The 14,619-nt window shown below is 34.9% G+C and carries 13 protein-coding genes; 11 read left to right on the forward strand and 2 right to left on the reverse strand.

The features are described from left to right. Positions 1 to 159: 159 nt before the first annotated feature. The 9 genes from walR (at position 160) to G9F74_RS15905 (ending at position 8,727) form a co-directional block, all read left to right on the forward strand. Positions 160 to 867, forward strand: a complete 708-nt coding sequence (gene walR, locus G9F74_RS15865; RefSeq protein WP_000971864.1) for a cell wall metabolism DNA-binding response regulator WalR — start codon at positions 160 to 162, stop codon at positions 865 to 867. 3 nt (positions 868 to 870) lie between these two features. Then, positions 871 to 2,712 carry a cell wall metabolism sensor histidine kinase WalK gene (gene walK, locus G9F74_RS15870; RefSeq protein WP_000755358.1) on the forward strand — a complete coding sequence of 614 codons (1,842 nt, stop codon included), beginning with the start codon at positions 871 to 873 and terminating at the stop codon, positions 2,710 to 2,712. After that, positions 2,709 to 4,055: a YycH family regulatory protein gene (locus G9F74_RS15875; protein ID WP_000061572.1), complete on the forward strand. Its 1,347-nt coding sequence runs from the start codon at positions 2,709 to 2,711 to the stop codon at positions 4,053 to 4,055. The genes walK and G9F74_RS15875 overlap by 4 nt, the downstream gene beginning before the upstream one ends. Next, entirely contained in the window at positions 4,036 to 4,872 is an 837-nt protein-coding gene (locus G9F74_RS15880) for a two-component system regulatory protein YycI (RefSeq protein ID WP_000383715.1), read from the forward strand. The genes G9F74_RS15875 and G9F74_RS15880 overlap by 20 nt, the downstream gene beginning before the upstream one ends. Beyond that, positions 4,856 to 5,650, forward strand: a complete 795-nt coding sequence (locus G9F74_RS15885; protein WP_000061688.1) for an MBL fold metallo-hydrolase — start codon at positions 4,856 to 4,858, stop codon at positions 5,648 to 5,650. The genes G9F74_RS15880 and G9F74_RS15885 overlap by 17 nt, the downstream gene beginning before the upstream one ends. Before the next feature lie 63 nt (positions 5,651 to 5,713). Next, positions 5,714 to 6,889 carry a S1C family serine protease gene (locus tag G9F74_RS15890; RefSeq protein ID WP_000008023.1) on the forward strand — a complete coding sequence of 392 codons (1,176 nt, stop codon included), beginning with the start codon at positions 5,714 to 5,716 and terminating at the stop codon, positions 6,887 to 6,889. A 53-nt stretch (positions 6,890 to 6,942) separates the two neighbouring features. After that, positions 6,943 to 7,128 (forward strand): CxxH/CxxC protein, encoded by a 186-nt coding sequence (locus G9F74_RS15895; RefSeq protein ID WP_001052826.1) that lies wholly within the window; start codon positions 6,943 to 6,945, stop codon positions 7,126 to 7,128. Between the two features lie 59 nt (positions 7,129 to 7,187). Further along, positions 7,188 to 7,667, forward strand: coding sequence for a 23S rRNA (pseudouridine(1915)-N(3))-methyltransferase RlmH (gene rlmH / locus G9F74_RS15900; protein ID WP_001027003.1), 480 nt, complete (start codon positions 7,188 to 7,190; stop codon positions 7,665 to 7,667). A gap of 181 nt (positions 7,668 to 7,848) precedes the next feature. Continuing rightward, positions 7,849 to 8,727, forward strand: a complete 879-nt coding sequence (locus G9F74_RS15905) for a radical SAM/SPASM domain-containing protein (protein WP_000713626.1) — start codon at positions 7,849 to 7,851, stop codon at positions 8,725 to 8,727. A 41-nt stretch (positions 8,728 to 8,768) separates the two neighbouring features. Here the strand turns inward: G9F74_RS15905 and pepF are convergent, their stop codons facing one another. Together pepF and guaC are read right to left on the reverse strand one after the other, a co-directional pair. Next, a complete protein-coding gene (gene pepF / locus G9F74_RS15910) occupies positions 8,769 to 10,586 on the reverse strand; it encodes an oligoendopeptidase F (protein ID WP_000800001.1) in 1,818 nt (605 codons plus the stop codon). Between the two features lie 137 nt (positions 10,587 to 10,723). Then, positions 10,724 to 11,707, reverse strand: coding sequence for a GMP reductase (gene guaC, locus G9F74_RS15915; RefSeq protein ID WP_033668204.1), 984 nt, complete (start codon positions 11,705 to 11,707; stop codon positions 10,724 to 10,726). A 240-nt stretch (positions 11,708 to 11,947) separates the two neighbouring features. Between guaC and G9F74_RS15920 the strand changes: the two genes are divergently transcribed. Continuing rightward, on the forward strand, positions 11,948 to 12,979 hold the full coding sequence (locus G9F74_RS15920; protein WP_000827026.1) for an acyltransferase: 1,032 nt from the start codon (positions 11,948 to 11,950) through the stop codon (positions 12,977 to 12,979). Positions 12,980 to 13,167: 188 nt separating this feature from the next. Beyond that, a complete protein-coding gene (gene dbpA, locus G9F74_RS15925) occupies positions 13,168 to 14,613 on the forward strand; it encodes an ATP-dependent RNA helicase DbpA (RefSeq protein WP_000037208.1) in 1,446 nt (481 codons plus the stop codon). Positions 14,614 to 14,619 lie beyond the last annotated feature (6 nt).

The raw sequence follows: 14,619 nt of genomic DNA on the forward strand, positions 1-14,619 counted from the left end.
GATCGTATAGGATTCCGTGTAAAGGTGGATCATACATGAGTCTATGAGAATAGAGGAGAGAACACTTAAATAAAGGTTGCTGTCATATAGGGATATACTATAGAAACATCAATATATTTAAGAATCATTGACCATATTTTTATGAGGAGGAAATAGACGATGATGGGAAAGAAAATTTTAGTAGTTGATGATGAAAAGCCGATTGCAGACATTTTGAAGTTCAACCTAGAAAAAGAGGGTTTTGAAATTGTAATGGCACATGATGGTGATGAAGCAATTGAGAAAGCTAATGAAGAACAGCCAGATATGGTTTTATTAGATATTATGCTACCAGGAAAAGATGGTTTAGAGGTTTGTCGTGAAATACGTAAAAACTCAGAAATGCCGATTATTATGCTTACAGCGAAGGACTCTGAAATTGATAAGGTATTAGGGCTTGAGCTTGGAGCAGATGATTATGTAACGAAGCCATTTAGTACGAGGGAATTACTTGCTCGTGTGAAGGCGAATTTACGCCGCCATCAACAAGGTGGTGCAGCAGAAAAAGAAGAAAATACTGAAATGGTTATTGGACCAATTATTATTAATCCAAATGCTTATAGTGTAACAAAGCGTGAGGAAAATATTGAGCTTACACATCGTGAATTTGAATTGCTACATTATTTAGCAAAACATTTAGGACAAGTTATGACACGTGAACATTTATTGCAAACAGTTTGGGGTTATGATTATTTTGGAGATGTGCGTACAGTGGATGTAACAGTACGTCGTTTACGTGAAAAAATTGAAGATAATCCAAGTCATCCTACTTTAATTGTAACTAGACGTGGGGTAGGGTATTACTTGCGTGACCCAGAGCAGGAATAATATATGAAAAAGGTTGGTTTTTTTCAATCCATTCATTTAAAGTTTGTGCTCATATATATGCTATTAATATTAATAGCGATGCAAGTAATCGGTGTATATTTCGTAAGAGAATTAGAAAAAAGTCTTGTACAAGGCTTTAAGGATTCCCTGACACAACAAACGAATTTACTATCGTATAATTTAAAGCAAGAATTTACAAAAAGTCGTGAAAAAACAGATCCAGAATCATTAGATGACGCTATAAAAAATTCGATTCAAAAGTTTGCATCGGATCGTAAGAAAGATATTCAAGAAGTAAGTGTATTTGATTCTAATAGAAAATTAATGGCGATTTCAGACACGGCTAAGCAAAATAAGATAGGCAGAACATCGACAGATATAGCTGTTCAACGGGTAATTGTACAAAATAAACTAGAATCAAAAATTGAGAAAGATGGAGGAACTGGCCATCGAGTTCAAGTGATGATTACTCCTATTCAAAGCGATAAAGCTGGGGAGGTACTTGGTGTCATTCGTATTGTTGCATCTATGGAAGATGTATACAAACAAATGAAGGATATAAATCAAATTTTTGCTACCGGAACAGTGATTGCTTTGTTAGTAACGGCTGTACTTGGGATTTTACTAGCTCAAACAATTACAAGACCAATTTCAGATATGCGAAGGCAAGCAATTGAAATGGCAAAAGGAAATTATTCGAGAAAAGTAAAGGTCCATAGTCATGATGAAATTGGCCAATTAGCATTATCTTTCAATAATTTATCAAAAAAGCTACAACAAGCTCGTTCTTCAACAGAAAGCGAAAGACGTAAATTATCATCTGTTTTATCACATATGACAGATGGAGTAATTGCTACTGACCGAAAAGGGGATATTATTTTATTAAATGACCCTGCGGAAAAGATGCTAAATGTTTCGCGTGAAACGGCGCTGGATCAATCGGTTTTAGAAGTATTGGGGATACAGGAAGAATTTACGCTCGATCATTTATACGAAGAGCCTGATTCTGTTTTATTAGATTTTAGTACGAGAAATGAACCATACATTTTACGTGCTAGTTTCTCTGTTATTCAAAAAGAGACGGGGAAGGCAAATGGTTTAATTGCTGTATTATACGATGTAACGGAGCAGGAGCGTATAGAAGGGGAACGCCGCGAGTTTGTGGCGAACGTCTCTCATGAATTAAGAACACCATTAACAACGATGCGTAGTTACTTAGAAGCGCTGACAGATGGTGCATGGCAAGATCCAAATATTGCACCGCAATTTTTAACAGTTACACAAGAGGAAACAGAAAGAATGATAAGGCTTGTAAATGCGCTGTTGCAACTATCTAAGCTTGATAGTACAGAACATCGTTTGATGAAAGAGTGGGTCGACTTTACTGACTTCTTTAATAATGTTATTGATCGCTTTGAAATGTCTAAAGAGCAAAATGTAAGTTTCAAACGATCTTTCTCTAAAAAATCTAGATTTATTGATATGGATACGGACAAAATTACACAAGTGTTGTATAACATTATTTCTAACGCATTAAAGTATTCGCCAGAAGGTGGAACAGTAACATATCGCTTACGTGATCGAGGGGAGTTATTAGAGATTAGTGTAAGTGACCAAGGTATGGGTATTCCGAAAGAAAACGTAGATAAAATCTTCGAACGTTTTTATCGTGTGGATAAAGCCCGTTCAAGACAAATGGGTGGTACAGGTCTTGGATTAGCTATTGCAAAAGAAATGATTGAGGCACATGGTGGTTCTATTTGGGCGAAGAGTGAGGAAGGAAAAGGAACGACGATTTATTTCACACTGCCACTGGCACCAGATGAAGAGGACGATTGGGAATGAGTATGGAAAACTTTAAAACGATAGTTCTAATTAATTTAGTTGTTATTAGTCTATTTTTAACTTTTAATTTATGGACATATGTTCCCGATTCCACTTCTGTGCAAAATACAAAATTTGTTCAAGGTAATGAAGAGATAAATCCGATAAAGATTTCAGGAGTTGTTCGCCCATCCTCTGTTATTGTTCATAAAGAAAAAAATCATTACGTAAGTGAGAATACGAACAACGTGAACTCACTTTATAAAATTCTTGAAAATGGAGAATTACATGATTTTAGGGAAATAACAGGCACAGTTCCTAAAGGGGATTTTCTTTCTTATGTACACGGAGAAGAAAAGATTGAATTTGTTTTTCCTACAAATGTGCCACTTGAGACGATTAAAGACATGTTCAATATTAAAGATAAAAATTTAGAATCTAATAGAGGTTTTAATCGCATTGTAATCGATCCTTCTCGAAGCAAGGACCAAGAAATTAAAGTTAATTTTATTTCTTATGATAATCCTCGTAGAATATATCAAGCGATGTTGAGTGGTGCTTATGTAAAGGATGTTATAAACGACCAAAATCGATTTATTACATTAGCAAAACCATATTTTGAATATCAAGTAAATGATACGAAAAAACTGTTTTTACCAGATGGAATTACGGAATTAAATCAGATAGAGTATTTTGTGTCTGGGTTAGATGTGGATTCATTTAAAAATGTTTTATTTAGTGATCCGCGTTATTTAAGTCCTATTACCGAGAAATCAAAGGAAACATTTACAGATGGTATTCGATCTATGGAAATTGATAAGTTGAATTTAATGTTGAAATATAAAAATTCCGCAGTATATAGTGATAAAGTTACAGATAATGCGATGCTTTTGAAGAAAAGCTTCGACTTTGTAAGTGGGCACAGTGGTAACTTAAATTCTTATCGTCTTGATTATATTAATAAGGGGAAAACCTCATTCCGTTTATACGAGGGCGGTTTACCTGTATTTAATGCAGATGGAATGGCTGAATTAAAACAAGCATGGGGTTCAGGCGAAATCATGCAGTATGAGAGATCTCTTTTTGATTTCAATATTCCTTTACCTAGTACACCCACTTCTCTTGCATCAGGTCGTACAGTGATGACATCATTAGAGAATAATCCGGAAATTGACAAAAATTCAATTCAGGATGTTGGTATTGGTTATAAAATGTCATTGAAATCTTCCGTGAACGGAGGTCCTGTGAACGGAGGAGAGATCAGTATTTTACAGCCGATATGGTATGTAAAATGTGATGAAGAGGGTAAACAAAAAATATATGAGTGGAGTGAGGGAGGACTAAATGGATTGGGATCGAATTAAAACGATATTTATTGTGACCTTTTTTGTTTTAGACCTCTTTCTTATCTTTCAGTTCATTCAAAAGCAAGATAGTAATCAGTTGGAAATTGTGACAGAAACAAAAATTGATCAACAATTAAAAGAATCTAAAATTACTATGGGGAGTTTTCCTAAAGAGCCGAAAAAAGAGTCATTTATTATGGCGAAAAATAAAAACTTTAAAGAAGAAGATGTGCAATCTTTAAAAAATCAAACAGCGCATCTGCAAAATGAATATACGATAGAAGGTAAGTTGAAAGAGCCATTTTTAAATGCAAAATCATTATCTAAGGATAAATATAATGATTTCTTAAAAAACAGTGTCCTTGATGGGCAGAAATACGAATTTGGAGCAATGAAAGACTCTAAAATTTATTTCTTCCAAAAGTATAAGGATAAGCCGATTTTCCACAATAATCATGCAATGATTGTTGTGGATTTAAATGAAAAAAACGAGCTTGTTTCGTATACACAAACAATGTTAACGGATTTGAAGGAAATGGGCGAAAGTGAAAAAACGAAAGAACAAGAAATTATCACTGCTCAAACAGCTTTGGAAAATATATATTTAAAAAATAAAATTGCAGAAAATACGCACGTGAAAGAGGCGCAGATTGGATATGCGGCTCTAGCTGAATCATCTTCTAATATACAAGTGCTAGCTCCAACTTGGAACTTAAAGACAGAGCAGAAAAAGGACTTTTTTGTGAATGCAATTGAAGGACAAGTTATGGAATTAGGGGAAACTCAAGTGCCGGAAGAACATAATGGAGTGAGAAAGAATGAGTATGCATTTTAGTGTGCTTGCAAGTGGAAGTACAGGGAATATGCTATATGTAGGAACGGATGAAAAAAAATTACTCGTCGATGCAGGTTTAAGTGGTAAAGCAACAGAGGCTTTATTTAAACAAGCAGAACTGAATATAAATGATGTATCAGGTATTCTTGTCACACATGAGCATAGTGACCATATTAAAGGATTAGGTGTATTGGCGCGTAAATATGATTTACCAGTTTATGCGAACGAGAAAACATGGAATGCAATGGAACATTTAATAGGAAATATTCCAACTGAGCAAAAGTTCATTTTCTCAGTTGGGGATGTGAAAACATTCGGTGATATTGAGGTCGAGTCATTTGGAGTTTCCCATGATGCGGCAGAGCCGATGTTTTATGCTTTTCATAACAATAATAGAAAATTAGCCCTTATTACAGATACAGGATACGTGAGTGACCGTATGAAAGGTGTTATTAAGGGAGCTAATGCTTTCGTATTTGAAAGTAATCATGATGTGGAAATGCTTCGTATGGGACGTTATCCGTGGAGCATTAAAAGACGTATTTTAAGCGACGTTGGTCACGTTTGTAATGAGGATGCTGCGTTAGCGATGGCAGATGTAATTACAGATGAGACAAAACATATTTATTTAGCACATTTAAGCTTAGATAACAATATGAAAGAACTAGCGCGTATGTCAGTATCGCAAGTGTTAGAGGAAAAAGGATTTGGAGTGGGAGAATCCTTTGAAATTCATGATACAGATCCAAAAATGCCTACGAAAATTCAATACGTATAATTCTTCATTTTAGTAAACAATAAAGGTGAATATAGTTGTTTTCAGGAAGATAGGTGAACAAATATGTCCTTTATTGATGAAGAAAAGTATCGTATAAAACGTGCAGGTAAAAAGAAGCATAAAGGTATTGTCATTTCTAGCATAGCAGGAACAATTGTAGGGGCTTCATTATTTGCATTTGGGGCGCCTTTATTTTCGAATCATGCTGGCGCGCTTCCGCAAGCTGAAGCAAGTGGAAGTAACATGGCTGAAGCTCAAGGGATTAAACAGGTTAGCTTTGTAGACGCTGTTGATCGCGCTTCTGAAGCTGTTGTTGGTATTATTAATATTCAACGAGACAATTTTTCAGAGGCAGATTCAGAAGCCGGTACAGGATCTGGTGTCATTTATAAAAAGACAGATGGACAAGCTTACATTGTAACAAATAACCATGTCGTTGCTGGAGCAAATCGTATTGAAGTAAGTCTAAGTGACGGTAAGAAGGTCCCAGGGAAAGTATTAGGAACCGATGTAGTCACAGATTTAGCTGTACTAGAAATAGATGCGAAGCATGTGAAAAAAATAATTGAGATTGGCGATTCTAATAAAGTTCGTCGAGGAGAACCGGTCATTGCGATTGGAAATCCACTCGGACTGCAATTTTCGGGGACCGTTACACAAGGCATTATTTCAGCTAACGAGCGTATTGTTCCTGTAGACTTAGACCAAGATGGTCATTACGATTGGCAAGTAGAAGTATTACAAACAGATGCAGCGATTAATCCAGGTAATAGTGGTGGTGCACTTGTAAATGCGGCAGGACAATTAGTTGGTATTAACTCAATGAAAATTGCTGCAAAAGAAGTGGAAGGAATCGGATTAGCTATTCCGGTTACTAGAGCCGTTCCGATTATGAATGAACTTGAGAAGTACGGGAAAGTAAGAAGACCTTATGTTGGAATTGAACTTAGATCATTAAATGAGATTCCGAATTATTATTGGTCCAAAACATTACATTTACCAGGCAATGTAGCAGAGGGAGTTTGCATTTTAGATGTGAAAAGTCCTTCACCAGGCGCGGATGCTGGTTTGCGAGAACATGATGTTATTGTAGCGGTAGATGGAAAACCAGTAAACGATATTATTGGGTTCCGTACGGCCTTATATGATAAAAAAATTAATGATAAAATGACTCTTACGTTTTATCGTGGTACAAAAAGAGCAACAACAACGGTGAAATTAGGCATTCAAAAATATTAAAAACAGGAGGGCCTACCTCCTGTTTTCTATTGTAGAAAAGTGAGGTGAAGAATATGAATTTACCTTGTTGTTTAGAACATGTTGAATTAGCGTTAGATATTATTGTTGATGAATGTGAAGTTGCACCGGTTATTAACAATGTGGATAACTCAGAAAAAGATAAAAAAACATGTGAATTTTGTCAAAATGAGGCGACATATGTTGTATCGAACACAGATTCTCACACAATATGTGGGTAACATTTGTGGATATGTGGATAAGTTATGTGGATAACATGTTTGTAAGGTGGGGAATAAATGTGAATATCTCGATTATTTCAATCGGAAAATTAAAGGAAAAGTATTTAAAACAAGGTATAGCAGAATATTTAAAACGATTATCTGCGTACGCAAAAGTAGAAGTAATTGAATTGCCAGATGAAAAAGCACCAGAAAATTTAAGTGAAGCCGAAATGTTAATTGTAAAAGAAAAAGAAGGTATACGTATACTGGATAAAATTTCTGATGATACGCACGTGATCGCATTAGCGATAGAAGGAAAACAAAAGTCATCAGAAGAATTTGCAGTAAGCCTAGATCGTCTTGCTACATATGGAAAGAGTAAAGTTGCCTTTGTAATTGGTGGATCACTTGGACTAAGTTCAGAAGTAATGAAGCGTTCCAATGAATCTCTTTCTTTTTCGAAAATGACATTACCACACCAATTAATGCGATTAGTATTGCTTGAGCAAGTGTATAGAGCGTTTCGTATTAATCGTGGTGAACCATATCATAAGTAAATTTCCATTTGTATATAAAAAGAGTAAAAAAGACCATTGGATAAAAATCACCGATGGTCTTTTAAACATTAATAGGTGGTATGCAGATTTCCTAAAATAAGTATGTTTCTATTTCTAAAAAAGTATGCTGTAATATGAAGAGGAAAAAATTATAAGTAGTCAGAGAAGTGAGGAATTAAAGGTGAAGAAGTTTAAGAAGTTTTACTTAGAGATTACAAGTGTATGTAATCTTGCGTGCAGCTTTTGTCCGCCGACGGAAAGGCAGAAGCAATTCATTTCTGTGGAGGATTTTGCTAAAAGATTAGACCAAATTAAACCTCACACAGACTACATTTATTTGCACGTGAAGGGTGAGCCGTTGCTCCATCCAAAAATAGATCAACTGCTAGATTTAAGCCATGAAAAAGGATTTAAAGTTAATATTACAACGAACGGAACGTTAATTAATAAGAGAAGGCATAGACTGTTAAATAAGCCTGCTCTAAGACAAATGAACTTTTCCCTGCACAGTTTTGATGGACATCCAGGTTCGCAAGATAAAGAGGGCTATGTAAGAAGTATACTTGCCTTCATTAGGGAAGCAACAAGTCAATCAGATTTAATTGTTTCGCTAAGGTTATGGAATTTAACTCAGGATAATAAGACAAATGCTGAAATCCAGAAAAATAGAGAGCTATTATCCATAATTGAAAATGAGTTTGATCTGCCTTATCAAATTGAAGAGAAGCTTACACCAGGAAAAGGTATAAAAATTGCGGAACGTGTCTTTATTAATCAAGATTATGAATTTCAATGGCCGGCATTGCATGAAGAAGAGGATGATGGAAAAGGATTCTGTCATGGTCTTCGAAATCAAGCGGGTATTTTAGCAAATGGAACGGTTATTCCTTGCTGTTTAGACGGTGAAGGGATTATTAATCTTGGGAATATTAATAATGATTCATTTTCTAACATTATAGAAGGTGAAAGAGCAACAAACATTGTCGATGGATTTTCGAAAAGAGTTGCAGTCGAAGAGTTATGTAGGAAATGTGGATACCGTAAAAGATTTGGAAAGTAAATATGAAATAAGCCCTCATAAAGAAGCGAGGGCTTATTTTTTTATTCTTGATAAGAACGCTCTAATTCATCAATTAAGGAGCCAACGTAAGAAACAGCTTTACGGATTGCATCTGGTTTTGACATATCTACTCCGGCATGTTTCATTAATTCAAGTGGTTTCATTGTACCACCAGCGCGAAGTACATCTAACCAGCGATCAACGGCGGGCTGCCCTTCTTCTTTAATCATTTGGGCTACTGCGGTAGATGCAGTTAGACCTGCAGAATACGTGTAAGAATATAAGCCCATGTAATAATGAGGTTGGCGCATCCAAGTTAAGCCGGCACCTTCATCGATTTCTACAGAATCCCCCCAGAATGTAGAAAGGACATTTGTTTTTATTTCGGTTAAACTTTTAGCTGTAAGTGCTTGTCCTTCTTCTGCTAGAGTATATACTCTTCGTTGGTATTCGCCCTCAAGTAAGTGAGTAACAAAGTTATGATAATATGTGCCAAGTAGTTGTAGAATGACCCATCTGCGCATTCTCTTATCGTTAGTTGTTGCAAGTAAATGTTGGGCTAGTAATAATTCATTCATTGTTGATGGTGCTTCAACAAAGTACATAGATGGACGTACATTCATAATGCGCTGGTTTTTATTTGCTAAATAAAAATGCCCAGCATGACCAAATTCATGTGCTAATGTGAAGCATCCGCGCATCGTATTTTGCCATGTAATTAAAATATATGGATGAGAACCATATGGACTTGAACAAAATGCTCCTGTTGATTTGCCTACATTATCTGCAAGATCTACCCATCTTTCTTTGAAGCCTTTTTCGATAATGGAACTATATTCATCTCCTAATACTTTTAAAGAATCTTGAATGAGTTTGCCTGCTTCTTCGTAAGTAATTGCTGGATTAAATTCAGGATCTAAAGGTGCATGTAAGTCGCAGAAAAGCATTTGATCGAGTCCTAATACTTTCTTTTTTAAATCTGCAAAACGGCGCATATGAGGCGCTAATTCTTTATAAATAATATCAAGTTGATTGTTATACATTTCAAGTGGAACTTTTTGCGGCTCTAAAAGCATATGAGTAACGGATTCATATTTGCGTAAACGAGAAAGTGTCACTTGTTTTTTTACTTCAGTAGCATATGTTGTGGCAACTGTATTTTTATATCGCTTCAAAGTGGAAACAAACGATTCATATGCTTTTCTACGTATGTATGCGCTTGGAGAGAATTCATAATTGCTTTCAAATAATGCAAATGACAAAGGGAATTCGTTTCCTTGTTCGTCTTGTATAGGATTGAAATCCATATCGGCCAATTTAGTCATGCCGTAAATTTTGTATGGAGAACTATGAACTTCGCCAAGTGCAGCAAGTGCTTCTTCTGTTTCAGGTGAAAGAGTGTGCTGCCTTTTGCTCAGCACTTCTAGTAATGATTTACGAAAAGGGTTGAGTTTTATCTCCTCAATTAAATATTTTTCAATCGTGCCTTCTTCAAATGAGAGAATTTCATTATGAATAAAGGATAGTGCTGTATGTACTTTCGTTCCTAGAGCAGAAACTTTGGAAGAGTTCGCTTGAATAACTGGATCTGTCCGATCAGCAGATTCTTTTAGGTTTGCATATGAGCTCAGTTTTGTTAATTTCATTAAAAGCTCTTCCTCTATAAGTAAGCAATTTAGTAAAGTAGTGGAGCTAGTATGCAAGCGTCCTTTAAATGCACCAAGTTTCTGTATATCATTTTCTAATACGTTTAATGCAGCGTGCCACTCGGCATCAGATTTATACAAATCAGAAAGATCCCATGTTAGTTCAGTAGGAACTTCTGCGCGAATAAGGCGATTTTCAATTACATTTTTCATTTATTATAGCCCCCTTATTTTAAGTATTTAAAAATATGATACTAGAAAATTCAGTAAAATAAAAATATTTAACGGTTTTATACATAAAAAAGAAGGACAGGCATACACATGCTTGTCCTTCGAGCTCAATATAAGAATTAATATACTTTATCACCGTTGAAAATAGAGTTTTTCACGACAACATAATCTACAGTACGAATAGCATCTAATTTTGTTCCACCAGCGTAAGAGATAGAAGATTGAAGATCTTGTTCCATTTCGATTAAAGTGTCTTCTAAAGAACCTTTATGCTCCACGAACATTTTCTTACCTTCAACGTTTTTCTTCTCACCTTTTTGGAATTCAGAAGCTGAACCGAAGTATTCTTTATAAAGCTTTCCATCTTTTTCGATTGTTTCCCCTGGAGACTCTTCATGACCAGCGAATAGAGAACCGACCATAACCATAGTTGCCCCAAATCGAATAGATTTAGCTACATCACCGTGTGTACGAATACCACCGTCAGCAATAATCGGCTTACTTGCAGCTTTTGCACACCAGCGAAGTGCAGCTAACTGCCAACCACCAGTTCCAAAGCCTGTTTTAATTTTAGTAATACAAACTTTACCGGGTCCAATACCAACTTTTGTTGCGTCAGCGCCAGCGTGTTCTAATTCTCTTACCGCTTCTGGAGTTCCAACGTTTCCAGCGATAACAAAGCTTTCTGGTAAATGTTTTTTAATATGTTGAATCATGTTGATCACAGCATTAGAGTGACCGTGTGCGATATCGATTGTAATGTATTCAGGTGAAAGTTGCTCAGTGGCTAATTGTTGTACGAATTCGTATTCGTCTTCTTTAACACCAACGCTGATTGAAGCAATTAATCCACGTGATTGCATATCTCTAATGAATGAGATTCGTTTCTCTGGTTGGAAACGATGCATGATATAGAAGTAATTATTTTCAGCTAAATAAGTTGCGATTCTTTCATCTATAATCGTTTGCATATTTGCAGGTACGACAGGTAATTTAAATTTATGTTTTCCTAAAGTGACAGTTGTATCACATTCAGATCGACTGTTTACAATGCATTTTGCAGGAATTAATTGAATATCTTCATAGTCAAATACGTTTTCCATCATTTACACCCCTAAAATACGAATATTTTATTTGTTTCGTTTGAAAATGTTCGTCCAAAGGATAATTTACATTATTTTCACTAATAAGTCAAAGGTTTTAATGTTTATATAAAAAAATTAAGTTGATTTAAGTCTACTGTAGGTTTATATCGTCAAAATTTGTTTTAACATAACATGATTTAATGTAAAATTATGTGTGGTATAGGAAAAATCAAATATGTAAATTTAGGAGAGCTGTTAATGAAACGATTAGTGTATATGGACTGGTTGCGTGTGTTAGCGACAATCGCAGTAGTTACAATTCATGTCTCCGCTGGTTATGTTTCCACATTGGATGCAAATAACGTTTCGCGTTGGTTGTCTGGGAATCTTTTTGAGTCACTTTCACGCGCTAGCGTTCCAATCTTTGTGATGATTAGTGGAGCTTTATTATTAAAGGGTACGAAAGATATTTCTATTGGAGAATTTATACAGAAACGTGCAAGTAAGGTAATTATACCTTTTGTAGCTTGGAGTGTTTTATTTTATTTATACGGAGCTTATGCAGGATATTTCCCGCGTTCTATAAAACAGGGGATAAAATATTTTCTAACAGATAGTATTGGTGGACATTTATGGTTCATGTACATGATTGTAGGGATATACTTAATTACACCTTTACTGAAAATTTTTGTGAAGAATGCTCAAAAGAAAGAGATAGAGTATTTTTTAATTTTATGGTTATATGCATCTGTTGTCGTTAATTTGGCAAAATATTATTATCCTATCAACTTTAATATTGAATTATTTTACGTTACAAATTATGTAGGCTATTTCCTTCTTGGTTATTATTTATCCAATTATGATATTGTGAAAAAGTGGAGGAATTTGGCTTACATTGGAGGAATTGTAGGATTTATTATTACATTCTTTGTTACATATTATTATACAGTTCAGGCAAACGGACAATTGGATCAGTTTTGGTATGGATACTTTTCTCCAGGTGTTGTACTTATGGCGATTAGTTTATTTGTATTTTTCAAATATTCTTTCGGAAATTCAGAAAGAAAATTACCATTTGTATTACGCGGTATAAATCAAGCGAGCCTTGGTATTTATATCCTTCACTATTTCTTATTAAATAACTATCTGTACAGAGTATTTCCAAAGGTGAATGAACATGCACATGCAATATTGGCAATACCTATTAATGTAACAATCACAATTGTTCTTAGTATGGTAATTACTTTAGTATTGCAAAGAATACCAGTTGTAAAAAAATTAGTTCCATAAAAGATGAATACAATTTAGAGGGGCAGACTTATAATTAAGGCTGTCCTTTATTATTTAAGAATTATACGTAGATAAATTGAAACTTAAATGAATTGAAAACATTGATTTAATATAGTATCTTGGTATAACTTGACGTTAGATATGGAGAGTATAGTTATTTAAATATAAAATTCAAATGAGGTTAGTATATGAGTAAAAAGGAATTTAGTAATTATGCATTAAGTAAAGAAATAATACGAGCACTTACTGGTTTAGGATATGAACATCCAACAGAAGTGCAAGGAGAGGTTATTCCAGTTGCATTGAAAAAGAAGGATCTTGTTGTAAAATCGCAAACTGGAAGTGGAAAAACAGCTTCATTCGGTATTCCACTTTGTGAAATGGTGGAATGGGAAGAGAATAAGCCACAAGCATTAGTTTTGACGCCGACGAGAGAACTTGCTGTTCAAGTGAAAGAAGATATTACGAATATAGGCCGCTTCAAAAGAATTAAGGCTGCGGCCGTTTATGGTAAGTCTCCATTTGCACGTCAAAAATTAGAGTTAAAACAAAAGACACATATCGTAGTAGGGACTCCTGGCCGTGTGTTAGATCATATTGAAAAAGGTACCCTTTCTTTAGAATGTCTGAAGTATTTAGTCATTGATGAAGCAGATGAAATGCTAAATATGGGCTTTATTGATCAAGTAGAGGCAATTATTGATGAATTACCTACAAAGCGAATGACAATGCTATTTTCGGCAACACTTCCAGAAGATGTTGAAAAGTTATCCCGTACGTATATGGATTCGCCAACGCATATTGAAATTAAGGCTGCCGGGATTACCACAGACAAAATTGAACATACACTTTTTGAGACGAGAGAAGAGGAGAAGCTTTCACTTCTTAAAGATGTAACAACAATTGAGAATCCAGATAGTTGTATTATTTTTTGCCGTACACAAGAAAATGTAGATCACGTATTTAGACAGTTAAACCGTGTTAACTATCCTTGTGACAAAATACATGGTGGTATGGTGCAAGAAGATCGTTTTGAAGTTATGGACGATTTTAGAAAAGGAAAGTTCCGTTATTTAGTAGCGACAGACGTAGCTGCTAGAGGAATTGATATTGATAATATTACACATGTTATTAACTATGATATTCCGTTAGAAAAAGAAAGTTATGTACATCGTACGGGAAGAACGGGACGAGCTGGCAATAAAGGAAAAGCTATTACATTCATAACTCCGTATGAAAATAGATTTTTAGAAGAAATTGAGGCGTACATCGGCTTTGAAATTCCAAAGGCATATGCACCTTCAAAAGAAGAGGTTATGAAAGGGAAGGCAGTATTTGAGGAAAAAATACATGCTAAACCAATTATAAAGAAAGATAAAAGTGCAGACTTAAACAAAGGGATTATGAAGCTGTACTTTAATGGTGGGAAGAAAAAGAAAATTAGAGCGGTAGATTTTGTCGGCACAATTGCTAAAATTAAAGGTGTTACAGCAGAAGATATAGGAATTATTACGATACAGGACAATGTTTCTTACGTTGAAATATTAAATGGAAAAGGACCAATTGTTTTAAAGACCATGAAAAATACAACGATTAAAGGGAAACAATTAAAAGTCCATGAAGCAATTAAGTAAATAAAA

The sequence above is a fragment of the Bacillus sp. EKM202B genome, assembly GCF_011066025.1.
GTDB classification, from domain to species: Bacteria; Bacillota; Bacilli; order Bacillales; family Bacillaceae_G; genus Bacillus_A; species Bacillus_A toyonensis.

Bases quoted from the DNA above. Each gene is read 5' to 3' on its own strand.
- walR (WP_000971864.1), top strand. From the start codon at position 160: ATGATGGGAAAGAAAATTTTAGTAGTTGATGATGAAAAGCCGATTGCA.
- walK (WP_000755358.1), top strand. From the start codon at position 871: ATGAAAAAGGTTGGTTTTTTTCAATCCATTCATTTAAAGTTTGTGCTC.
- G9F74_RS15875 (WP_000061572.1), top strand. From the start codon at position 2,709: ATGAGTATGGAAAACTTTAAAACGATAGTTCTAATTAATTTAGTTGTT.
- G9F74_RS15880 (WP_000383715.1), top strand. From the start codon at position 4,036: ATGGATTGGGATCGAATTAAAACGATATTTATTGTGACCTTTTTTGTT.
- G9F74_RS15885 (WP_000061688.1), top strand. From the start codon at position 4,856: ATGAGTATGCATTTTAGTGTGCTTGCAAGTGGAAGTACAGGGAATATG.
- G9F74_RS15890 (WP_000008023.1), top strand. From the start codon at position 5,714: ATGTCCTTTATTGATGAAGAAAAGTATCGTATAAAACGTGCAGGTAAA.
- G9F74_RS15895 (WP_001052826.1), top strand. From the start codon at position 6,943: ATGAATTTACCTTGTTGTTTAGAACATGTTGAATTAGCGTTAGATATT.
- pepF (WP_000800001.1), bottom strand. From the start codon at position 10,586: ATGAAAAATGTAATTGAAAATCGCCTTATTCGCGCAGAAGTTCCTACT.
- guaC (WP_033668204.1), bottom strand. From the start codon at position 11,707: ATGGAAAACGTATTTGACTATGAAGATATTCAATTAATTCCTGCAAAA.
- G9F74_RS15920 (WP_000827026.1), top strand. From the start codon at position 11,948: ATGAAACGATTAGTGTATATGGACTGGTTGCGTGTGTTAGCGACAATC.
- dbpA (WP_000037208.1), top strand. From the start codon at position 13,168: ATGAGTAAAAAGGAATTTAGTAATTATGCATTAAGTAAAGAAATAATA.